A 22061-nucleotide genomic window follows, 5' to 3' on the forward strand; every position below is an offset into this window, starting at 1 on the left:
CAAAGGTAGGGAACATACTAAATATTACTGTTAGAAGTGGTAGCGATGTCAAGACAATGAATACAGATATTACTGGAGTAGGGACAATGAAACCTTTGTGTTCTATTAGAAGGGGTTCATACTCTAACCTTAATGTTTGTAGTACTGATTTTGGGAAATACTGGATCGAATCTTAAAAATATAGAAAATAAACTTTCACAAAACTAAAAAACCTCATTTTAAAAATCCAAACAAAAAAATAAAAATTATGGAAAAGAATAAATTAGCTACCAGAGAGCAGCTAAAAAAATATTTTGAAAAAAATAAATATCCTACTCAAAGTCAGTTTGCAGAATTAATTGATGCATTTAAACATAGAGAAGATCTACTCACCAATAAGGAAGCGGTGATTCTAGTGAATAGTTTGGAATCTAATGGATTAGTAAATTATTCTTTAAGAGATATTGATGGAAAGATATCAATAACTGTCAGTTCAAGTACTGAAGAAGATCAAATAATTGAATTAAAAAACAGAGATGAGTATACAGGGGTTCAGTATTTCTTTGGTTATTCACCATATACTATTAAGGCAAAAGAATTTATTCTTGAAGAATTAAAAGAATATGAGTATTATCTTTTGCAATACCAGATAGATTCTAATTATTATTATAACTATAGACTTTTTGGAAATAATCTGCCAGCAATAGAGAAAGGATTTCAATTTGGAACACTAAAAGGTAGAATGTTCAACTTTCAGTTGTACAAGAGTAACGTGGGACAAAAAGTTACTATCGTAAATACCAGAATTAACTTTAAAAATAATACTGATGTAATCATTTTATACAGAGCACAATCTGAGAATTGGGGATGTAGATTGGTTGATGAAGATATTACTACTGATCATTACAGTTTATGGGATTATTTATATTTCTATTACAATGCAGATCTCAGTAAAATAGATCAGAATATAGAGTGTAGTATATATAATGATGATACTGGACAGCTTTTAATGACCGGATATCTTTATGCAGGTCAAAACAATGTAAATACATGGGGTGGCGGTTCTGCAAATATGGTAAGAAATATAAGAATCGAATGTAGTTATCAAAATAATCAAAATAATCAAAATAATCAAAATGTATCCTAATGAAACTAAAAATATTTGAACAAAATCAGCATCTTAAGGATCTTACACCTTTTGAGCTAATGGCAAAAGATGTCACAATTCTTAATGGAATCGTTAAAGGGGAACCCACTTATGAAAAAGGAAGAAAAACCAGTACCGGTTACTATTTAGACAAAGAACAGACGAATCTGGCAATTGAGAAAACCTTTTCTGATGAACTGGATGAAAATGGATTTTTAAAAGGAATAAATATTCTGATCAAATGGTTTGATATCTACGGAAACCCGGTGCTTGTCAAACGAGTCTATGTTCCTCTCTCTGTCTCGGAAAGTGCGGAAATCATTATTAAAAGACGCAAACGAATGATTGATTATCTGAAGGAATCCGGAGTAAGATTAGGAGTAAAAGAATATATCGATTCTCTTTTTAATTATTATTCAAATTATCAGCAATCGGGAATTACAAGAAATCTTTTGAATAGCTTTATTGAGAATGGATCGGATGAATTACAACAAGCTGTTATCAATGAAAATAATCAGGAAATAGCAGGTATTCTTAACCATATTTTACCAAACGGAACTACCGTTAAAGATTCATTACTCAATCAGATCTCATAAAAAATTCTTACATTAATTATTTTCATAAATCAAGGTAACACTTTATATAATTATGGGAAAAGTTTTAGCTTTAAACCATCAACCAGCTCTGAAAAGAATTATCGTGAAAATCAGAAAAATAAATTAGCCTAAACATCAGCGGCAAATTTTAACCTATTCAATACTTATCATTTTATCACTAAAAACTCTTCATTACTATAATGGAGATGAATGGGTTTGTTCCCAAAATCATTGAGATACAATAGATCTGTAAGGATTGGAGAATACCTTCTTTTCTATTCAGCCGAGTTTTTTAACTAATCATCATAAAGGATAAATCGGCGAAACTTTTTAAAAGTTTTACCGATTTATTCAAATTACTTACATCGAAACACAAAATAAAAATAATAACTTCCATGTTTACACCAACACCATTAGATACCATATTAACTTATTTCCAGACAGGAGATATTCCTACCCAGGAGGAATTTAAGGCATCCTGGTCTTCATTTTGGCATAAAAATGATTCTGTACCGACAAGCAAAATTGAAGGACTCGATCATCAGTTACAAAATAAAGCCGATAAAAGTGCTTTTGAAACACACCTCTCAAATCCGGATTCCCATATCAGTTATTTAGCTGCAAAAGATGCTGCAAATTTAGACAGCAATAATCTTCAGGCTTGGAAAACAGCATTAGGGGTTGGAGAACAGCCTGAAAATACAGCAACTATTGATGACGCAAATAATGCGGGAAATGTTTATACAAAACAGCAAAGCGATACAAAATATATGCTTTTGAGTGATTTTGCAGATAAAGATCAAAAAATTCTGGCAGAAAAAATCGAAGCTTTAGGTTTAACCTCGCTGATCGAAGCTGTTGAAACTGATATTTCTTTATTTGCAGATCATTCTGCATCTTACGAATTTCAGGAGAACGATTTTATTGCAATTCCGGATTCAGCCGGAAACTTTTCACTTTACCTTTTTAAAGGCGGTGTAAAAAACAATAAATATAATTATCTGCCTACAGGAATCTCGAATGTCACCATCGGAATGGTGGAAGGACTTCAGGGTGAACTAAATAAAAAAATAGACAAACCTCTTACGGATGGGAAATTTTATATAAAGAGAGCATCAGGAGTTACAACAACAGAAAACTTAGCAGATGAAACACTTGCTTCTGTTGTGAGCAGGGATGCATACTCCCCGAAACCTATTACTTTTCTGGATGGTTCCGAACGTACTTATGCCAATATTGGAGTGAATCCAGCAACTTATTCCTTTTTCTGGGGCAATATTAATGCTAATCATACTGGATTTTACAATCATACATTCGGATACAATTGTCTATCAAAAGTAACCACAGGAAATAACAATATTGCTTTTGGTGCCGCAGCGGGGCAAGAGCTTACAACCGGCTCGTTTAATACTTTTGTGGGAGTTGTTGCCGGTCAGAATGCAGTGTCCGGAAACTATAATGTAATGATAGGAGAAGAAACCGGATTTAAAGTAACTTCAGGATTTAAGAATACTTTAGTAGGAACGGCATCCGGATATAATGTGACTACCGGAAATCTTAATACACTTATCGGATACAAAGCATCTAATACCACTACTTTAGGAGATCGTAATATTATTATTGGGGCATCATCAGGACAGGGAGTTACAGGACAGAATAATATTCTGATCGGAGTTGGGGCAGGTCATAATGACGGAGCTTTATCCAATAAGCTTATTATCCACTCCAATAATACCATGACAGGATACAACAACACTTCAGAAGGTGTGTTTGGAAGCTTTCAGCAGGGAACCCTCGGTATGGCTTTAATTACAGGAGATTTTCTCCAGAGATGGGTGAAGTTCAATGGTACGTTTTCTATTAATCCGTCCTATATTCCTGCAGGAGATGCATCTTATAAGAAAATATTCGTTGGGAACTCTTCCGGGCAGTTTGGATGGATCGATAAGGTGGATTCTATTCCGTTATCGGGAACTTTACCGGGAAAACCTGTAACAGGAGAAATTGAATTCTCAACTGATGGAGGAGGAGCTATTAAAAGTGGAGTTGCCAATATTTCAGTTTCAGACGGATTTACTACCATTTTTTCAGGCGATCTGATGGGCGACAGAACTCAGATATTATCAAGTCCAATGCAGATTTCATTATCTCAGGGATCAGATAAATATATCAATCTTACCCAATGGCTGGACAGAATAGATGTGGGGGCTCCAAGTGAAGGTCCCGGTATCGTCGGTCAGAACTATTATGGGGATCATTATACAGAAAATTCTTTTGTACAGAAAAAGTGGGTCGACGAAAAATTAAAAAATATTACGGGTAGTGGTTATAAAATCTACAGGGCATTATTAAACAATAACAGAGGAACTTTTGATCCGAACTTCATAGTACTCGAAAACACAATAGGAGACATAGATTGGGCTCGTGTAGACTCTGGTAAATTTATAGGAAAAATGCCCGGAGTCTTTACGGAAAATAAAGTCTGGATTAATGCAAAGATAAATGCACTATATACAAAAAATCATGTGGATTGTTATTCTTTCAGAGGATCAGAAGACCATGTAAGCCTCAATGTATTTGATGTAACCGATAAATCTCCGGTGGATTTTGAAGAACAGTATGGATTTATTGAGATCTATGTTTACGATTAAGCAAACAGAAAATCTAAAATTTAAATTATGAACAAAAAAAGAATTAAAAACTGATGGAGTCAACACAACTACAACATTTATTCACCCATTTAGAAAGCGTTATTACTTGGCGTCTCAATCATCCGGAAGATGATTTCACTACTGCTCCCGAATTTAATCCATACGATTACAAAAACTTTCATTTGGGAAATTATATTCTGGAAAAAAAGCTCTCGCATGAGGAAATTATTATCCTTTTAATGGCTTTGCTGCCAAGACTGGAACCTTCCTTGCTGAAAAAGATTTATCTGGAATTTCCTGCCGGTTCATTATTCGATTTTTGTTCGGTTAATGAAAATGGCAGACTTTTTAATCCCACGATTCAGTCAGTACAGTATATTTTAGGTGGAGAAAATATTCAGCAGAGACTGAAGGCATTAGATAATTTTAGTCAGAATTCAACACTTGTAAGAGAGGAACTTATTGTTTTTTCAGGACAGGAAAGCACGTCCATAAACAGCCAGCTAAACATTCATCAGGATGCTTTTGAGGCTTTAATGTTCGGAGCAGAACTGCTTCCTAAAATGAGTAACGATTTCCCGGCAGAACAGCTTCATACAAGCAGAACATGGGAAGATTTAATCCTTCCTCAGGATACTTTGGATGAGCTTCAGGGGATTGAAGCTTGGTATAGCAGCAGCAGGATTCTTATGGAAGACTGGGGAATGCAGAAAAAGCTTAAACCAGGTTTCAGGGTACTGTTTTACGGAGATCCCGGAACCGGAAAAACACTTGCAGCAAGTCTTCTGGGAAAATACACCGGACGTCCCGTGTTCAGAGTGGATGTATCCATGCTGGTTTCAAAATATATCGGGGAAACAGAGAAACATCTGGCTAAATTATTCGATAAGGCGGAAAACAAAAACTGGATCCTGTTTTTTGATGAGGCAGATGCTATTTTCGGGAAAAGAACCAGTGTTCGTGATGCGCATGACAAATATGCCAATCAGGAAGTTTCTTATCTGTTACAGAGAATAGAAACTTTTTCGGGACTTATCATTCTGGCATCCAACTTCAAAAACAATATGGATAAAGCCTTTACGAGACGTTTCCATAGCTGTATAAAATTCAATAATCCCGGATATGAAGAACGTCTGCGCATCTGGCAGCACAATCTGCCGCAGCAATTAGATCTTGGAGACATTAATCTAGAGCAGATTTCCAGAAGATATGAACTTACAGGATCCAATATCATGAACATCATTCAGGATGTTTGCTTAAAAGTAATTTCATCGGAAGAGCCCGGTTACAGAGTAAATTCAGAAATGCTGCTTGAAAGTATCAGGAAAGAATATTTAAAAGAGGATAAAATATTCTCTTAAAAATTTGAACTTTAAATATCAAAATCATGAATGCAAAAATTTTACTGTTGATTGCCTTAATCAGCATTGCTTTTGGGTGTAGAACTAAAAATAAAGTGATCACTAATTACGAAGAAAAAAAGCAGGAATCGGAAAAAGTAAAAATAGATTCCCTGAGTTCACAAAGTCAGCAGTCAGCACAGAATAGTTCTTCAGAAACGCTTTCAAACAACCGAAAGGACGAACAGTCCGGAGAAATATTAATCAAAGGTAAATCTGATCCGTCCAGTCCTTTTGTTTACCATAATATTGTCGGCAAAGATACCATTCAGAGTATTTCGATCGTGGGAAACGCAGAATATTTAATCAATAATCATTATGTGAAATCCGACAGTAAAAAATTGGAGGTAATGAAGAAAGAATCTGTACAGCTTATTCAGAATACAGATCAGAAAACTTTCTCCAAAGAAGTAAACAAAGAGTCTGAACTTAAAACTTCTGAAGAAACAAAAAAGATTAAAGTGAATGGACTTCAGGCGGGAGCGTGGATTGTGATCGCAATTGCTACAGGAATTTTAATACTGGCATTTTTCACCTACAAATATTTTAAAAAATGAAAACATCATCAAAAGGAATACAGCTCATTTTATCATTCGAAGGTTTCAGTGCAAAACCTTATCTGGATTCTGCCGGAATTCCGACAATCGGTTACGGAAACACCTATTATCCGGGAGGTAAAAAAGTGACGATGAAAGATTTACCGATAACAAAGGAAAAAGGAGCCGAACTGTTTGCATCGGTTTTACCAACTTATGAGAAAATTGTTCTCGGAAAAATAAAAATTCAGCTTACGCAAAACCAGTTTGATGCGCTTGTTTCGCACACCTACAATACAGGAGGTTCCGATACATTGTTTTCGTTAATCAATAAAAAAGCAGACGCAGAATCCATCAGAAACTGGTTTACCACAAAATATACTACAGCGGGCGGAAAAGTTCTTGCCGGTTTAGTGAGAAGAAGAAACGCGGAAGCGGATTTGTTTTTTGTAAAGTAAGGGTTAGACAATAATGATAAAGATTTTTAGTCTTAATCTTAAATAGCCAGGCTGTCTTTTCAGGCAGCCTTTTCTTTTTTAACTTTTATCAATAAATAATATAAATATTTTAGCAAAATCGATAAAATTTAATCAATGATTCATCATATTTGTATTATGTTTTCAAGTAATATTTTTAAAAAATTTCAAATTTTAATCTCATTAATTTCCCAAGCATATAATTTCTAGCATAGCATTTGTATAGTACAATTTATCTGATCATTTAGAAAGGAATTGTAAAATTTTATTTATAGAGTTGAAGAAATTTGTCAGTTGAGGTGATGTTCTGTTCCTATTATTTTTAAGTTTCTGATGACGGATGATGTGAAGAATATTTTTATTCAATACAATAGATCAACCACCAATGACAAAATTGAATACTAAAATCTGCTCAGATGTTGCCTTGTGTACTTTGATAAGGAAAAACAGGCAACAGGGATTTGAAAAGCTCTATAGAACTTACGGATGCATTCTGTATGGTCTCGCTCTACAATCTGTTTCTTCAAAAGATCTTGCAGAAGAAATCGTACAGCAGACTTTCGTTAATGTTTTAAAAAAAATAGATCATTTTTCAGATCAAAAATATTCTTTTCAGGTTTGGATGATCCAGAATCTTATCATAACCATCAAAGAGTTTCTTTCCGAAAAACACATCGATTATAACTTTACCCTACAGAATTTTCCGGAATTTAAGTTTGAACTGAAACAGCAGATTCCAACGTATCCTTCGCAGACTGAAATCAACAGTTTCTGATCGTTTATTATTTAACCACATTTATAAAAGCCTTTTTGCTGACTTATCATTGTGGTATCTGTTTTTTTAATATCTTGAAATACTTTAAAATTTTGGCAGACAAATTGTTACAGCTTAGAAGTCAGAAATGTTTGTCCGTAATTTATCGTAACTGAAAAACCTTGAGTTCTTTTGATAAGTAAAACGCCTTTGTGAACTTAAAAACATTTAGTAGTAACAAAAACTCTGCGGAATTTGCTTGGTAAGAGCAGTATAATTAACAACGGATAATTAAATCAAATACAAATTACACCACTAAACATATTAATATTATGAAAAATTCAATTTTAGGTATTCTTGCCATCGCTGCAATGGTAGCCTGTAAAAAAAATGAAACTACGAATGTTAACAGTTCCGCAGACAGCACAGCAATGACGGCTCCTGCAGATTCCGGAATGATGAGCAACGATTCTGCTACTGCTGCAGCACCATCCGATGCAACCACAAAAACATCTCTGAACGATCAGGATAAAATGTTTGCCGATGCCGCAGCAAAAGGAGGAATGATGGAAGTAATGGCAGGAAAGCTTGCTGCAATGAATGCTGAAAGCGCTGCTGTAAAATCATTGGGAGAAATGATGGTAAAAGACCACAGTAAAGCCAATGACGAGCTAAAAAAATGGGCAATGACGGTAGGATATACTTTACCGACAGCCATGGATGCAGACCAACAGAAAATGTATGACGATCTGAAAGCCAAAAAAGGAAAAGATTTCGATAAAGCTTACACCGATCTTATGGTAAGCGATCATAAAGAAGACATTGCGGTGTTTAAAAAAGAAGCTTCAGCCGGCTCGGAAGCATCACTGAAATCTTTTGCAAGCAATACGCTTCCTACTTTAGAACATCATTTAATGGAAGCTGAAAAAGCAAAATCAGCCGTTAAGTAAATAATTTCTGATACAAAAATTCATAAAGACTATTCTCAGAATCCCTATTGATTAATTTCTGAGAATAGTTTTTTATTTTAAACTTATAAACTCATTGTAGTTGTCCGCAATTTGTCATTATTAAAAAATCTTTGGGTTCTTTGCTGAATCAAAAGCGGTTGCGAAATTAAAAAACAGTTCCTAGTCAAGAACTCTTTTAAACTTTTCGTTAAAATTAAGCATCATGATTAATAACGGATAAACAAAATTTTTATCAATGAAAAATACTTGCAGTATGATCCTACTCATAATCATAGGCAGGATTCAATGGTAAATTTGTAGCAAACCACCAAACAATAAATAAAGATGAAGCCGAAACAGATTCCGGGAGTTCCGATACAGAAAAAAGGCGGATTCCACGATACAGAAAGTACAAAACAGTTTGAAATTGTAAAAATAGATTCAAAATTTGCAATTCTGAAAGAACGCTTTTTTGCCATCAACAGATGGAAAGAATACTGTGGTAATGCCTCCGCAGATTTTAAACATTTTGATGCTTCCGGAGATTTTGTAGACCGCTTTCCCCAGAAAGGAGATTTTATAAGAATCGATATTCCCGGTCCCGGAATGCTTCAGGCTGAAGGATATGACTGGGTGGAAATACTACACCTCACGCATACAGATACAGAACGAAGCGAATCTTATATGATGATGTGCAGACCGTCTAAAGAGCCCAACAAGCCGAAAGGTTATATTGAACATTTTTATACCGTTTCGGCAACTTCCAATATGGTGATTTCCAAAGAAGGAAATTTCTTAAAATCAGGAATATACGGAAGAAATGAAAGTCCGAATTTTAAAGTGCCTTTCTTGGATAAAATAAGAAATTTTTTAATAGCCTTTGGCGGAATTTTCGGCTTTGGCAAAATGCAGTGGAAGATTCTTGCTGATGGATTACTGGATTTCGAATAACATTATTTATACCTTTGTTTTTTTCAAACCATTTATTTTTCTATTTAACTCCTCAGATTTTTGAGGAGTTTTTGGATATATAAAATTGCTGACACATCTTTTCGAATATTAAACCTTGATTTTGTTTTTCTTTTTGAACGGAGAGACAAACAATAACCGAAAATTCCATCTACAAAAAAGCGCTCTGAAACTTCAGAACGCCTTTCATAAGTTTAGTGTTTTCAATTGTTGTTTCTAGAAAATCTCAGAAGCAAACATTTTCTTGTTGAGGTGTGCAATATGAGCTTTCAGAAAAGCATGAAGTTTGGTATTTTCTACAATGGAATCGGAAAATGTAGGGACAATCATAGATTTATTGGAAACAATATTCCGCATTATTTCATATTCTTCACCAAAAAAGATATCCAATCCGAATTCTTTTTTTACACAGGAATGCAGATAATCATCAATATACTTTTTAGAATCAACAGAAACTGCTTTTTCCGCATCAGAATTATTTTTCATACCCAGATCTAATAATTTTTAAAGGTAATTAAAAATATTTAAGTGTATAAATATTTATTACTTTAAATTAAATAGTATATTTGTATACTAATTTTTACAAAATGGAATATTCTTTGATTAAAGACATAATAGGATTATTAGAAGAATTTGAAGCAGAAAATTCCGGAAATTTATATTCTAAAGATCTTCATGGATTTAAATCCTGGATATTTAATAAAGAGTCTTCTGAAAATAAGGATAAGCAGACTGAACCCTATTGGGAAGGAAAAGAAAACGGGAGAACTCCTGAAAGTGCTATTAATACACTTTTGGTTCATCTCAACAGATATGCAAAAACTTATTCTAAATCTGCAATAGCCGATTCCGAATTTTCTACGCAGGAAGAATTTATATACCTGATTAATTTAAGAGCTTACGGAAGAATGACCAAAACAGAGCTTATTAAAAAAAATATTCAGGAAAAACCTGCGGGAATGCTTATTATTACCAGATTATTAAAACAGAGTTGGATCGAACAGACCGAATCTGATGACGATAAACGGAGTAAGTACATCAGCATTTCAGAAAAAGGAATAATTGCCCTGGAAAAGCAGATGGAAAAGATCCGCAATGCCACAAATATTGTTGCAGGAAACCTAAATCATACAGAAAAAATGGAACTTATACGTATTCTGAACAAGCTTGATCGTTTTCACCACCCGATATTTTCCAGAAATATCGACAGCAAAGATCTGATTAATACGGTGTTTAAGGAATACACTTTTAAAAACTAAAACTATGAGCAAAAAAGTAGCAATTATCGGTTCAGGATTTTCCGGCTTGTCGGCAGCTTCCTATTTATCTAAAGATGGATACGAAGTACATGTTTATGAGAAAAACGGTGATGTGGGAGGAAGAGCCAGACAGTTTACCACAGATAATGGTTACGTTTTCGATATGGGACCAAGCTGGTATTGGATGCCCGACATTATAGAAGCTTTTTTTAATGACTTCGGAAGGAAATCTTCGGATTTCTACGATCTTATTCCTTTAAATCCTCAGTTTGAAATGGTTTTTTCAGACGGAGTAATGGGAATTCCTGAAAATTATGAAGAAATGAAAAGCCTTTTCGAAAGTATTGAAAAAGGGGCAGGAGAGAAGCTTGATGAATTCATGAACGACGCACAGTATAAATATGAAGTCGGCATGAAAGATTTCGTAAACAAACCCTGCCATTCATGGTTTGAATTTGTTTCTCCAAAAATTGCAAAAAGCGCTTTAAAATTAGATTTATTGACCAATTTTCAGCGTTTTGTAAGAAAATATTTCAAAAATCCTAAGCTTATTATGCTGATGGAATTTCCTGTAATATTCTTGGGAGCAGCACCAAAAGATATTCCCGCTTTGTATAGTCTGATGAATTACGGCGGTTATAAGCTGGGAACATGGTATCCGATGGGCGGATTTGCGAAAGTTACTCAGGCAATGATGCAGATTGCTACCGAAAACGGAGTGCACTTCCATTTCAACTCCAATGTAGAAAGAATTATTCTTGAAAATGACAAAGCCGTCGGTCTGAAAATAAATGGTGAGGAATTAAGATTCGACACAGTCATAGCTTCATCAGATTATCAGCATACCGAAACCTTACTTCCTGAATCTCACAGAAATTACGATGAAAAATACTGGGAAAAAAGAGTTTTTGCTCCTTCATGTCTTATTTATTATTTAGGTTTTAACGAAAAAATTCCTAATCTTACGCACCACACTTTATTTTTTGAAAATGATCTTGAACTTCATACGAACGAAATTTATGAAGATAAAAAATGGCCAACCAAACCATTGTTCTACGCTTGCTGCCCTTCTAAAACCGATAAAGATACCGCACCGGAAAACGGAGAAAACGTATTTCTTCTGATGCCTGTAGCACCGGGAATTGAAGATTCTGAAGAAATGAGAGAAAAATATTTCCTTGAAATGATCTCAAGACTGGAAAAGCATACCGGAACTTCGGATCTTATTGCTAAATTAGAGTACAAAAGAAGCTATTGCGTAGAAGATTTCAAGAAAGATTATAATGCATACAAAGGCAATGCGTATGGTCTTGCCAACACCTTATCACAAACTGCAGTTTTAAAACCATCTGTAAAAAACAGAAAAGTAAAAAATCTTCTTTACACAGGTCAGCTAACGGTTCCGGGACCCGGTGTTCCTCCGTCCATTATATCAGGTAAAATAGTCGCCAGAGAAGCAATTAAATTGAATTAACTATGAAAAAACTTTTTGATGACCTGTCTTACAAAATAAGCAGGGAAACGACCAGACAGTACAGCACCAGCTTTTCTTTAGGAATTATGGCGCTTTCTCCGAAAATCCGAAATCCGATCTATGCCATCTATGGTTATGTGCGTTTAGCCGATGAAATCGTAGACAGTTTTCATGATCACGATAAGCAGAAGCTTCTTTCAAAATATAAAGAAGAAACATTCTGTGCTTTGGAAGATAAAATTTCCCTGAATCCGGTGCTTCATTCTTTTCAGGAAACCGTTCATCAATATAAAATCGATCATGCGTTGATTCATCAGTTTCTGAAAAGTATGGAAATGGATCTTCAGAAAATTGATTATAATTCAGATTTGTACAAAGAATATATTCTGGGTTCTGCGGAAGTCGTAGGATTAATGTGTCTTCATATTTTTACAGAAGGAAATATTGATGAATTTGAAAGGCTGAAACCATATGCCATGACATTAGGATCGGCTTTTCAGAAAGTGAATTTCCTTCGCGACATGAAAGATGATTATCAGATTTTAGGCCGTTCTTACTTCCCGAATGTTGATATTTCATACTTTGATAATGCCGTAAAAGCCCAGATTGAAAAAGAAATTGAAGAAGAGTTCAAAATTGCGCTGGAAGGAATCAGAAAGCTTCCTCCATCCTCAAGATTCGGCGTTTATCTGGCGTATAGATATTATATTTCGCTTTTCAGAAAGATTAAAAAAACATCCGCTACCAAAATTATCAACCAGAGAATAAGAATATCCAACGGAAGAAAACTTTCTCTGATGATGAGCAGCTATGTACAATATAAAACATCTTTTTTGTAGATACATTTACTTTATACCCTTAATAATGAGACATAGATTATACAGAGAGCAGCAGTTGAATTGTGATATCGAAACCGCATGGAAATTTTTTTCTTCGGCAAACAATCTTTCCAAAATTACTCCTAAAGAGATGAACTTTGTTGTCCGCACCAAAATGGAAAACGACGAAATCTACGAAGGAATGAACATCGATTATTACGTTTCTCCTTTGTTCGGAATAAAAATGAAGTGGAGAACGAAAATTATTCAGGTAGATTATCAGAAGAGTTTTACAGATTTTCAGGAACAGGGACCTTATAAGCTGTGGCATCATCATCATGAGTTTATTCCCAATGAAAATGGTATTTTTATGAAAGATACGGTGGATTACGAATTGCCTTTGGGGTTTTTGGGAGAAATTGCGCACCGCATTCTGGTAAAGAAGAAAGTGGAAGATATTTTTACGTACCGATACCGAATTTTGGAAGATATGTTTAACAAAAATACCGCGAAATAATGAATTTTCTGATTGTAGCAGCCACTTTCTTCATTATGGAAGGAATGACGTGGATCATTCATAAATATGTAATGCATGGTTTTTTGTGGTCACTTCACAAAGATCATCATGATCACAGCAACGACGGACCATTGGAAAAAAACGATTATTTCTTCGTTATTTTCGCTGTTCCTACGATTATTCTGATGTATTACGGAACCATGCAGAATTTTAATCACTGGTTTTACATCGGAGTCGGAATTGCCCTGTACGGAATGGCTTACTTTTTCGTTCATGATATTTTCATTCATCAGCGTTTTAAAATTCTGCGAAATACCCAGAATCCATATCTTTTGGCGATCAGAAGAGCGCATAAGCAGCATCATAAACACACAGGAAAAGAAAGAGGGGAGTGTTTCGGATTTCTTTGGGTTCCGGTAAAGTACTTCAAAATGTATTTTAAAAAACAAACTACCTGAAAATGCTTCAATATACATATCTGTTAATCAATTTTTTTACGGTTATCGTCTGTTTTATTTTTTCCTTCCATCATAAGATAAAATTCAACAGGCATTTTAAGGCATTTATCCTTGCTTCCTCTATTGTAGCCCTGTTTTTTATCGTTTGGGACATCTGGTTTACCAAAATAGGAGTGTGGTGGTTTAATGATAAATATCTTCTGGGGCTTAGAATTGTAAATCTGCCGATTGAAGAAATCTTATTCTTCATCTGCATTCCGTTTTCGTGTATTTTTACCTATTTCTGTCTGGATAAATTCTTCAGGCTCGACTGGAAACCGGAAATGGAGAAAATATTTGTTATTTTTTCCATCCTTACTTTGATTATTCTTGCATTATACTGCAACAACAGAATTTATCCTTTTATGACGTTTTTAACAACGGCAATCAGTCTTTTTATACTGTATTTCATATTAAACGCAAGATGGATCGGCAAAGCTTCTTTTATTTATCTGATTCTGATGCCCGGTTTTTTAGGGGTAAACGGAATTCTTACCGGAACAGGACTCGATTCTCCGATTGTAAATTATAATCCGGAACATTTTCTGGGAATCAGAATTTTAACCATCCCGATTGAAGATACAGTTTACGGTTATGAAATGATTCTATGGAATATTTTTCTGTTTCTGAAGTTTAAAAAGAAAGAACAGCCGATAGAAGAAACGGCATAATTCTATCAATATTAAAATAATTTTCCCATAAATCTATTTTTTCTGGTCACAGTCCTTCGGAATCTGTGGCTTTTTTATGTCAAACTTTTTCTAGATTAATTTAGAAAAATAGTTATGTAACAAAAGTAGCAGTAAAGCCATTTTAAATCCTGAAATTTGTTCAGAAAAAATATTTTAAAAATGCAACTTCTATCAAAATTATTCCTTAAAAAAGATAATTCTGCACCGGAAAATGCATTGAACAACAATTCTTTTCTGAAATTACTTTGAACAGGTTTAAAATAAAAAATCAAAAAAAATGTTTCAAAATCTATTTAAAAACTGGAACTTTGTAAGACTTCTGCGGTTGGCAATGAGGATATTTATCACCGTTGAAGCGGTAAAATCAGGAATGTAGTTTCTGGTAATCACAGGATTGGTTTTGCAGCCATGCCATTGCTGAATATCGGATGCTGTTCGGTTTCCGTAAAAAATACGGAACAAATCCATGATGAGGTAGATTATGAAGAATTTAAATCTTCTTAAACGAATATGATTTATGTGATCATAGTAAATGTTTAAGCAGCTTTCAAATAAAACCATTAATAAACAAAATAGAATATGAACAAATTTCAGGAAATCATCAGTCAGGACAAACCCGTTCTGGTAGACTTTTTTGCAGAATGGTGCGGTCCGTGCAAAATGCAGGCTCCCATTCTTCAGGATCTTAAAAAAGCAATCGGAGATTCGGCAAATATCATCAAAATAGATGTCGATAAAAATCAGGCAGTTGCCGCACAATTCGGAATCAGAAGCGTTCCTACTTTAATGATCTTTAAAAACGGAGAAGTGAAGTGGAAACAGTCCGGAGTCTTTCAGGCAGATGAATTGGAAAAATTAATAAAACAAAACATCTAAAATGTACACAAACATCATCGTTGCATTCTTCTTAGTAGTCATTACAGGATGCGGAAAAGCACAAAGTATAACAGATAACGTACTTCCCGCAACAGAATTTTCCCAGAAACTCGATAAAACCAAAGACGCACAGTTGGTGGACGTAAGAACCTCCGGAGAATTTAAAAACGGACATCTGAAAAACGCAATGAATATCGACTGGAACGGAGGAGATTTCACAGAAAAAGCCGCCGCTTTAGATAAAAATAAGCCCGTCTTCGTCTACTGTATGAGTGGACCGAGAAGTACCGCTGCAGCCGCAAAACTCAGGGAATTAGGCTATAAAAACGTCTACGAAATGCAGGGCGGAATGATGAAATGGCGTAACGCCAGTCTTCCGGAGATCAAAACTTCAACAGCCAAAGGAATCACTCTTGCACAATACAATGATTTGTTGAAAAGCAAAACGCCCGTTTTGGTAGACTTCTATGCAGAATGGTGCGCTCCGTGCAAAAAAATGGAACCCTTCCTTCAAAAAATGGCTGCCGAAATGCCGGATAAAGTAAAGATCGTAAGAATCAATGTCGATGAAAACACAGAACTCTGTAAAGAACTCAATGTTTCTGCGCTTCCGGTTCTTAAACTCTATAAAAACGATAAAATCGTTTGGGATAATCTGGGATTGGTCACCGAAGATGAGGTAAGAAAACAGATTACCCAATAAATCATGGATAAATTTCTTCTGTGGATCAGAAAAAACTGGAGTACAGTAATTATGATTGCTGTACTCATTCTTTTGTGGGTAAATCCCGATGCAAAAGCCTGGGTCATGAGACAGATGATTTCCACAGGATTATTCAATTCAAAAATAGAAGAAAAAACAAAAGAATCTTCACTTGTACCGCCAAATTTCAGCGTAAGAAATGAAGACGGAGAAATAATTGATACGTCTCAGCTCAGAGGAAAAGTAGTCTTCATTAATTTCTGGGCTTCGTGGTGTCCTCCATGCCGCGCAGAATTTCCCTCCGTTCAGAAATTTTATGATGCTTATAAAGCAAACCAAAATCTCGTATTTCTTACGGTAAATCTTGATGACGAAATAATCTTAGGAAAAAATTACCTTCAGAAAGAAAAATTCACCATCCCTTTTCTGGTTCCAAGCAGCAGTATTCCCAAAGAATTATACAGCGGTTCTATTCCGACAACCATTGTTCTGGATAAAACAGGAAAAATAAGAATGCATCATTCCGGAATGGCAGATTACAGCAAAGACTCATTCTATCAGGAAATTGAAAAGCTTTTGAAAGAATGATTTAAATAAAAAAAATCTTAGCGATCCTTCGTTAACAATCAATGTCATTAATAACGGATAATCAATAAATCTTTTGTGCCTAAGCAAAAAAATTCAGGCAGACTATAATTTAAAACCATTCTTAACGAAACATTTTATAATTTTGCAGAAGTGAAAAAACTGATCTCGATACTATTGCTTAGTTTATACTTGGTTTCTACAACCGAGCTCTATCAGTTTTTGAAAGTTCCGGTTCTTATTGAACATTATCTGGAACACAAACAGGAGAATCCGAAACTCACCATTGGTTCATTCTTCAAAATACATTATGATAATCCGGTAAAAGATTCAGATTATACCAAAGATCAGCAGTTGCCGTTTGTTTCACACGCAGCGCATCTTATCATAGTATGTACACCTGCAACACCTTTTACGTTTCAGTTGTCCGACAAAGAATCCAACCCGATTATTAAATCCAAACAGACTTTTTACAAAAGCATCTTTTACAATAAAGATATTCTCAATTCCATTTGGCAGCCGCCGAAATCTTGTTGATTTTTTTCTGAATTATTCTCAAAAACTGTTTTGAGAACGTTTTGATATTAAGTTAATCAACGATAGGTTTATTAATTTTTTATCAGACGGTCAAACTTATTTATTCATAAGCATTTGCTAGAATAGTAAATTCAAATAGAGGTATTTATCTATAACCTAGTTATCTATCATCTATTATCAATTATCTATCATCTGCTAATAAGCTCAACAAAACATTATGCTTACAAAAATCATTGAGTTTTCTGTAAAGAATAAACTCATCATTGCGCTGTTGATTTTGGGATTGATAGGCATTGGTTCCTATCAGGTCACCAAACTTCCGATAGACGCCGTTCCCGATATCACCAACAATCAGGTTCAGGTCATCACTATTGCCCCCTCATTTGGAGCAACAGACATCGAAAGACTCGTGACATTTCCCATAGAACAGGCAAACAATAACATTTCAGGATTAAAAGAGATCCGCAGTTTTTCACGGTTCGGTTTATCACTCGTTACCATCGTTTTCGAGGATGACGTCGATGTGTACTGGGCAAGACAGCAGGTTGCAGAACGGCTGCAGCAGGTTCAGACCCAGATTCCACAGGGAATCGGAACCCCCGAATTAGGTCCTATTTCCACAGGTTTAGGCGAAATTTTCCAGTACGTGATCCGCCCCGAAAAAGGCTACGAGAAAAAATACGACATTACAGAACTCCGCACCATTCAGGACTGGATCGTTAGAAGACAGCTTCTCGGTGTAAAAGGCGTTGCCGAAGTCAGCAGTTTCGGAGGAAAACTGAAACAATATGAAATTGCTGTAAATCCTGACAGATTAAACGCTTACGGAATCACCATCAACGATGTTTTCGATGCTTTAAACACCAATAACCAGAACACAGGAGGAGCTTATATCGAAAAAGGTCCCACCGTTTTATACATCCGGAGTGAAGGTCTGATCGGAAATATTGAAGACATCAAAAATATTGCGATCGCTTCCAAAACCAATGAAATTCCGCTGTTCATAAGAGATGTTGCAGAGGTGAAAACCAGTTTTGCAACACGCTACGGCGCAATGACCTTCAATGATCAGGGTGAAGTTTCCGGAGCAGTGGTGATGATGCTGAAAGGCGAAAACAGCAATCAGGTTATTAAAAATGTAAAAGAAAAAATCGCACAGATCCAGAAAACCCTTCCGAAAGGAGTAGTGATAGAACCGTTCCTCGATCGTACCAAAATGGTAAACAACGCCATCGGAACCGTAGAGAAAAATCTTACAGAAGGTGCATTGATTGTTGTTTTTGTACTGGTTCTGTTCCTCGGAAATGTACGCGCAGGATTGCTTGTGGCTTCCGTAATTCCTCTCGCAATGCTTTTTGCCATTTGTATGATGAATCTTTTCGGAGTCAGCGGAAACCTGATGAGTCTCGGTGCATTGGATTTTGGTCTGATAATCGACGGTGCAGTCATTATTGTAGAATCTGTCCTGCATCAGTTCAGCCATAATTCAAAATTCAAAAAAATATTTTCCGTTGGAAAAGAAGAAATGGATACCATTGTTACCGATTCTGCCGGAAAAATGATGAACAGTGCTGTCTTCGGTCAGATCATCATCCTGATTGTTTATCTTCCCATTCTTACCTTACAGGGAATTGAAGGAAAAATGTTCAAGCCGATGGCTCAGACGGTGGCTTTCGCTTTATTAGGCGCATTTTTACTGTCATTAACCTACATTCCGATGATGAGCTCTTTGCTGTTGAGAAAAAGAAATTCAAAGCCAACCTTATCAGACCGGATGATGAAAAAAGTAGAGAAACTCTATCTTAAAACATTACTTAAAATTTTAAGAGTTCCGAAAATGGTATTCTCCATCGTGGCTTTACTTTTCGTATCGGCAATTTTCATTCTCAGCAGAATGGGAGGAGAATTTATTCCTTCCCTTGAAGAAGGAGATTTTGCGGTGGAAACCAGAGTTTTGCCGGGAAGTAATCTGAATACAACCATTGAAAGTACCCAAAAAGCTGCTCACATTCTGAAATCAAGATTTCCGGAAGTACAAAAAGTCGTGACAAAAATAGGAAGCGGCGAAGTTCCTACAGATCCGATGCCGATGGATGCCGCCGATTTAATGGTGATTCTGAAAGATAAAAAAGAATGGACTTCTGCATCTACATTCCCTGAACTGGCAGATAAAATGAGCAAAGAACTGCAGGATGTTCCCGGAGTAACCGTAAGTTTCCAGTTTCCGGTGCAGATGCGTTTCAATGAACTGATGACGGGAGCAAGACAGGATGTCGTGGTGAAAATTTTCGGAGATGATCTGGACGTTCTTTCCCAAAATGCCCAGAAGCTTGGTAAAATTATTGAAACCGTAGACGGAGCGCAGAATCTTTACATCGAGCCGATTGCAGGAATGCCGCAGGTAACCATAGAATACAACCGTCCTGTTATTGCACAATATCATTTATCCATTTCCGACATCAACCGGATTGTGAATGCTGCATTCGCAGGGCAGAGTACAGGTCTCGTGTTCGAGGGCGAAAAACGTTTTGATATGGTCGTTCGTCTCGATTCCAAAGTCCGTAAAAATGTGGATGATATTAAAAATCTGCTCGTTCCGACTCCGTTTGGTAACCAGATTCCGCTTTCCCAGCTTGCAAAAGTTGAAGTAAAGAACGGACCCAACCAAATACAGAGAGAAAATGCACAACGCAGAATTGTCGTTGGATTCAACATCAAAGGAAGAGACGTTCAGAGCATCGTGGAAGAACTTCAAAGCAAGGTAAACAAAGAGATAAAACTTCCGACAGGTTATTATATGACTTACGGAGGTTCTTTTGAAAACCTGAACAATGCAAAACAGCGTCTGATGATTGCCGTTCCGGTTGCTTTGGCGCTTATTTTTGTGATGTTGTTCTTAGCATTCGGCTCGGTGAAAGAAAGTCTGCTGATTTACACCGCAATTCCACTGTCAATTATTGGCGGCGTATTTCTTCTTGCTTTGAGAGGAATGCCTTTCAGCATCAGTGCAGGAGTAGGGTTCATCGCCCTTTTCGGAGTGGCGGTTCTCAACGGAATCGTTCTCATTTCAGAATTCAACAGATTATACAAAAGCGGAATCCGGAATATTGTAAGAATTGTAATTGATGGCGGAGAATCCAGACTTCGTCCGGTTCTGATGACGGCTTTCGTGGCATCTTTAGGATTTATTCCGATGGCATTAAGCAACGGAGCCGGAGCAGAAGTTCAGCGTCCGTTGGCAACTGTGGTGATCGGAGGTCTGCTCGTGGCAACCTTTCTTACCCTTTTTGTACTGCCGCTTCTTTATGTAACCATTGAAAAAGGATTTAAAATGAAATCGCCATCATTTGGAAAACGCAAACACCTATGAAGAAAACGCGATTACATATGACCTTTAAAAAACAATAAATATCTACATATGAAAAATAATCACAAAAATATAACGACAGTATTGATTTTGTTATTCAGCTTTGCAGGATTTGGATTGAAGGCGCAAACGCCAATCAATCTTCATACTGCGATCAATACCGCACTGGAAAACAACAGAAATCTTAAAAACGAAAAACTGAAATCGGAATATTCCAAAGCTTTAATAAAATCGGCTAATGATATTACGCAGACTGGTGTGACGTTCGATTACGGACAGATCAACAGTGCATACAACGATATGAAATTTGGCGTTTCCCAAAACATTGCTTTTCCGACAGTGTATAAAAAGCAGAAAAATGTATACACCGAAGAATGGAAAAAATCTCTGCTGAATGTTTCCCTGAAAGAATATGAATTAAAAAAAGCAGTCAGCCTTACCTTTTACAACATTCTGTACTGGAAAGAAAAAGAAAAACTGCTGAATGAAACCCTGAAACTGTACACCGACTTTTCAGACAAAGCGAACCTGAGACTGAAAGCAGGGGAGAGCAATATTCTGGAAAAAACAACCGCTTCAAGCCAGAAATCGGCGATAGAAATTCAGTTAAAACAATTGCAGCAGGAATTAGCAGTTTTAAAGATCCAGTTTCAATGGCTTTTGAATACAGAAACCGATTTCATTCCCGAAGATTCAAAATCTTTTGCCAATTCTTTAAATGAAAAACTGGCAGATCATCCTTTGCTGAAAATCTGGGAACAGCAGAAAAATATTTCCATAGAACAGATTGCACTGGAAAAAGCGAAAATGCTTCCCGGTCTGCAATTGGCGTATAACCTGAACAGTTTTAAAGGATTGGGGCCGGATGATAAATTGTATAATGCAACGCCTCAGTTTCATTCGGTGCAGGTGGGTGTTTCACTTCCAATATTTACAGGAGGTCAGAAAGCGAGAATTGAAGCTGCAAAAGTTGCGCAGTCTGTTGCAGAAAGTGAGTTGAAAAACACTGAATTCAATCTTCAGAATCAGCTTAAAAAAGCCAGAGAAATCTATCAGTCCAATCTGGAAATTGTTTCAAAATATGAAAGTTCCGACCTTAAAAATGCAGATGTCATTACCGAAACGGCAAAAAGACAGTTTATCGGCGGAGAAATCAATTACCTCGAATTTGTGATCCTCGTGAATCAGGCAGTACAGCTTAAAAACAATTACACCGATGCAGTCTGGAAACTTAATCAAAGCGCCATTGAACTGGAATACCTTACTTTAAATCCGTAA

At 36.0% G+C, this 22061-nt stretch carries 23 protein-coding genes; 21 read left to right on the forward strand and 2 right to left on the reverse strand.

All coding sequences use genetic code 11. The features are described 5' to 3' along the window. The first annotated feature begins 247 nt into the window (after positions 1-247). From DD829_RS07200 to DD829_RS07240, 9 genes are all read left to right on the forward strand, one after another. A complete protein-coding gene (locus tag DD829_RS07200; protein ID WP_108408758.1) occupies positions 248-1126 on the forward strand; it encodes a hypothetical protein in 879 nt (292 codons plus the stop codon). Next, positions 1126-1722: a hypothetical protein gene (locus tag DD829_RS07205; RefSeq protein ID WP_123906826.1), complete on the forward strand. Its 597-nt coding sequence runs from the start codon at positions 1126-1128 to the stop codon at positions 1720-1722. Before DD829_RS07200 ends, DD829_RS07205 begins: the two co-directional genes overlap by 1 nt. Before the next feature lie 395 nt (positions 1723-2117). Next, positions 2118-4373, forward strand: coding sequence for a hypothetical protein (locus DD829_RS07210; protein WP_108408756.1), 2256 nt, complete (start codon positions 2118-2120; stop codon positions 4371-4373). Positions 4374-4426: 53 nt separating this feature from the next. After that, the gene (locus tag DD829_RS07215) at positions 4427-5734 is read left to right on the forward strand and encodes an ATP-binding protein (protein ID WP_108408755.1); all 1308 of its coding nucleotides are present in this window, start codon (positions 4427-4429) and stop codon (positions 5732-5734) included. A 26-nt stretch (positions 5735-5760) separates the two neighbouring features. After that, the gene (locus DD829_RS07220; RefSeq protein ID WP_116547648.1) at positions 5761-6330 is read left to right on the forward strand and encodes a hypothetical protein; all 570 of its coding nucleotides are present in this window, start codon (positions 5761-5763) and stop codon (positions 6328-6330) included. Next, the gene (locus tag DD829_RS07225) at positions 6327-6767 is read left to right on the forward strand and encodes a lysozyme (RefSeq protein WP_108408753.1); all 441 of its coding nucleotides are present in this window, start codon (positions 6327-6329) and stop codon (positions 6765-6767) included. Before DD829_RS07220 ends, DD829_RS07225 begins: the two co-directional genes overlap by 4 nt. A gap of 403 nt (positions 6768-7170) precedes the next feature. Further along, the gene (locus DD829_RS07230; RefSeq protein ID WP_108408752.1) at positions 7171-7560 is read left to right on the forward strand and encodes an RNA polymerase sigma factor; all 390 of its coding nucleotides are present in this window, start codon (positions 7171-7173) and stop codon (positions 7558-7560) included. Between the two features lie 311 nt (positions 7561-7871). After that, complete coding sequence (locus DD829_RS07235; protein ID WP_108408751.1) at positions 7872-8489, forward strand: DUF4142 domain-containing protein; 618 nt, start codon at positions 7872-7874, stop codon at positions 8487-8489. Positions 8490-8834: 345 nt separating this feature from the next. Next, the gene (locus DD829_RS07240; RefSeq protein WP_108408750.1) at positions 8835-9440 is read left to right on the forward strand and encodes a hypothetical protein; all 606 of its coding nucleotides are present in this window, start codon (positions 8835-8837) and stop codon (positions 9438-9440) included. A gap of 234 nt (positions 9441-9674) precedes the next feature. Here the strand turns inward: DD829_RS07240 and DD829_RS07245 are convergent, their stop codons facing one another. After that, positions 9675-9944, reverse strand: coding sequence for a hypothetical protein (locus DD829_RS07245; RefSeq protein WP_108408749.1), 270 nt, complete (start codon positions 9942-9944; stop codon positions 9675-9677). 101 nt (positions 9945-10045) lie between these two features. Between DD829_RS07245 and DD829_RS07250 the strand changes: the two genes are divergently transcribed. Genes DD829_RS07250 through DD829_RS07275 form a run of 6 tightly spaced genes read left to right on the forward strand, consistent with a single transcriptional unit; the run spans position 10046 to position 14694 of the window. Beyond that, complete coding sequence (locus DD829_RS07250) at positions 10046-10717, forward strand: MarR family winged helix-turn-helix transcriptional regulator (RefSeq protein ID WP_108410403.1); 672 nt, start codon at positions 10046-10048, stop codon at positions 10715-10717. 4 nt (positions 10718-10721) lie between these two features. Next, positions 10722-12191 (forward strand): phytoene desaturase family protein, encoded by a 1470-nt coding sequence (locus DD829_RS07255; RefSeq protein WP_108410404.1) that lies wholly within the window; start codon positions 10722-10724, stop codon positions 12189-12191. A 2-nt stretch (positions 12192-12193) separates the two neighbouring features. Next, positions 12194-13030 carry a phytoene/squalene synthase family protein gene (locus DD829_RS07260; protein WP_108410405.1) on the forward strand — a complete coding sequence of 279 codons (837 nt, stop codon included), beginning with the start codon at positions 12194-12196 and terminating at the stop codon, positions 13028-13030. A 25-nt stretch (positions 13031-13055) separates the two neighbouring features. Further along, a complete protein-coding gene (locus DD829_RS07265; RefSeq protein WP_108410406.1) occupies positions 13056-13526 on the forward strand; it encodes an SRPBCC family protein in 471 nt (156 codons plus the stop codon). Then, positions 13526-13984 (forward strand): sterol desaturase family protein, encoded by a 459-nt coding sequence (locus DD829_RS07270; RefSeq protein ID WP_076394897.1) that lies wholly within the window; start codon positions 13526-13528, stop codon positions 13982-13984. Before DD829_RS07265 ends, DD829_RS07270 begins: the two co-directional genes overlap by 1 nt. A gap of 2 nt (positions 13985-13986) precedes the next feature. Then, a complete protein-coding gene (locus DD829_RS07275; protein ID WP_108410407.1) occupies positions 13987-14694 on the forward strand; it encodes a lycopene cyclase domain-containing protein in 708 nt (235 codons plus the stop codon). Positions 14695-14997: 303 nt separating this feature from the next. Here the strand turns inward: DD829_RS07275 and DD829_RS07280 are convergent, their stop codons facing one another. Then, positions 14998-15183 carry a hypothetical protein gene (locus DD829_RS07280; RefSeq protein ID WP_123906827.1) on the reverse strand — a complete coding sequence of 62 codons (186 nt, stop codon included), beginning with the start codon at positions 15181-15183 and terminating at the stop codon, positions 14998-15000. Between the two features lie 111 nt (positions 15184-15294). On the opposite strand from DD829_RS07280, the gene trxA reads away from it, so the two are divergent. The 6 genes from trxA (at position 15295) to DD829_RS24455 (ending at position 22061) form a co-directional block, all read left to right on the forward strand. After that, a complete protein-coding gene (trxA, locus tag DD829_RS07285; RefSeq protein ID WP_076394905.1) occupies positions 15295-15591 on the forward strand; it encodes a thioredoxin in 297 nt (98 codons plus the stop codon). A 1-nt stretch (position 15592) separates the two neighbouring features. Next, positions 15593-16294 (forward strand): thioredoxin domain-containing protein, encoded by a 702-nt coding sequence (locus tag DD829_RS07290; protein WP_108409213.1) that lies wholly within the window; start codon positions 15593-15595, stop codon positions 16292-16294. A gap of 3 nt (positions 16295-16297) precedes the next feature. Beyond that, a complete protein-coding gene (locus DD829_RS07295; protein ID WP_108409212.1) occupies positions 16298-16882 on the forward strand; it encodes a TlpA family protein disulfide reductase in 585 nt (194 codons plus the stop codon). A gap of 150 nt (positions 16883-17032) precedes the next feature. Continuing rightward, positions 17033-17416, forward strand: coding sequence for a hypothetical protein (locus DD829_RS07300; RefSeq protein ID WP_108409211.1), 384 nt, complete (start codon positions 17033-17035; stop codon positions 17414-17416). Between the two features lie 217 nt (positions 17417-17633). Further along, the gene (locus DD829_RS07305) at positions 17634-20786 is read left to right on the forward strand and encodes a CusA/CzcA family heavy metal efflux RND transporter (protein ID WP_165814844.1); all 3153 of its coding nucleotides are present in this window, start codon (positions 17634-17636) and stop codon (positions 20784-20786) included. A gap of 48 nt (positions 20787-20834) precedes the next feature. Next, positions 20835-22061, forward strand: coding sequence for a TolC family protein (locus DD829_RS24455; protein WP_165814845.1), 1227 nt, complete (start codon positions 20835-20837; stop codon positions 22059-22061).

Source organism: Chryseobacterium sp. HMWF035, assembly GCF_003094695.1.
Lineage (GTDB): Bacteria > Bacteroidota > Bacteroidia > Flavobacteriales > Weeksellaceae > Chryseobacterium > Chryseobacterium gambrini.

Bases quoted from the DNA above. Each gene is read 5' to 3' on its own strand.
- DD829_RS07255 (WP_108410404.1), top strand. From the start codon at position 10,722: ATGAGCAAAAAAGTAGCAATTATCGGTTCAGGATTTTCCGGCTTGTCG.
- DD829_RS07260 (WP_108410405.1), top strand. From the start codon at position 12,194: ATGAAAAAACTTTTTGATGACCTGTCTTACAAAATAAGCAGGGAAACG.
- DD829_RS07230 (WP_108408752.1), top strand. From the start codon at position 7,171: ATGACAAAATTGAATACTAAAATCTGCTCAGATGTTGCCTTGTGTACT.
- DD829_RS07200 (WP_108408758.1), top strand. From the start codon at position 248: ATGGAAAAGAATAAATTAGCTACCAGAGAGCAGCTAAAAAAATATTTT.
- DD829_RS07215 (WP_108408755.1), top strand. From the start codon at position 4,427: ATGGAGTCAACACAACTACAACATTTATTCACCCATTTAGAAAGCGTT.
- DD829_RS24455 (WP_165814845.1), top strand. From the start codon at position 20,835: ATGAAAAATAATCACAAAAATATAACGACAGTATTGATTTTGTTATTC.
- DD829_RS07225 (WP_108408753.1), top strand. From the start codon at position 6,327: ATGAAAACATCATCAAAAGGAATACAGCTCATTTTATCATTCGAAGGT.
- DD829_RS07250 (WP_108410403.1), top strand. From the start codon at position 10,046: ATGGAATATTCTTTGATTAAAGACATAATAGGATTATTAGAAGAATTT.
- DD829_RS07220 (WP_116547648.1), top strand. From the start codon at position 5,761: ATGAATGCAAAAATTTTACTGTTGATTGCCTTAATCAGCATTGCTTTT.
- DD829_RS07275 (WP_108410407.1), top strand. From the start codon at position 13,987: ATGCTTCAATATACATATCTGTTAATCAATTTTTTTACGGTTATCGTC.
- DD829_RS07305 (WP_165814844.1), top strand. From the start codon at position 17,634: ATGCTTACAAAAATCATTGAGTTTTCTGTAAAGAATAAACTCATCATT.
- trxA (WP_076394905.1), top strand. From the start codon at position 15,295: ATGAACAAATTTCAGGAAATCATCAGTCAGGACAAACCCGTTCTGGTA.
- DD829_RS07295 (WP_108409212.1), top strand. From the start codon at position 16,298: ATGGATAAATTTCTTCTGTGGATCAGAAAAAACTGGAGTACAGTAATT.
- DD829_RS07205 (WP_123906826.1), top strand. From the start codon at position 1,126: ATGAAACTAAAAATATTTGAACAAAATCAGCATCTTAAGGATCTTACA.
- DD829_RS07290 (WP_108409213.1), top strand. From the start codon at position 15,593: ATGTACACAAACATCATCGTTGCATTCTTCTTAGTAGTCATTACAGGA.
- DD829_RS07265 (WP_108410406.1), top strand. From the start codon at position 13,056: ATGAGACATAGATTATACAGAGAGCAGCAGTTGAATTGTGATATCGAA.
- DD829_RS07270 (WP_076394897.1), top strand. From the start codon at position 13,526: ATGAATTTTCTGATTGTAGCAGCCACTTTCTTCATTATGGAAGGAATG.
- DD829_RS07245 (WP_108408749.1), bottom strand. From the start codon at position 9,944: ATGAAAAATAATTCTGATGCGGAAAAAGCAGTTTCTGTTGATTCTAAA.
- DD829_RS07235 (WP_108408751.1), top strand. From the start codon at position 7,872: ATGAAAAATTCAATTTTAGGTATTCTTGCCATCGCTGCAATGGTAGCC.
- DD829_RS07240 (WP_108408750.1), top strand. From the start codon at position 8,835: ATGAAGCCGAAACAGATTCCGGGAGTTCCGATACAGAAAAAAGGCGGA.
- DD829_RS07280 (WP_123906827.1), bottom strand. From the start codon at position 15,183: ATGGATTTGTTCCGTATTTTTTACGGAAACCGAACAGCATCCGATATT.
- DD829_RS07210 (WP_108408756.1), top strand. From the start codon at position 2,118: ATGTTTACACCAACACCATTAGATACCATATTAACTTATTTCCAGACA.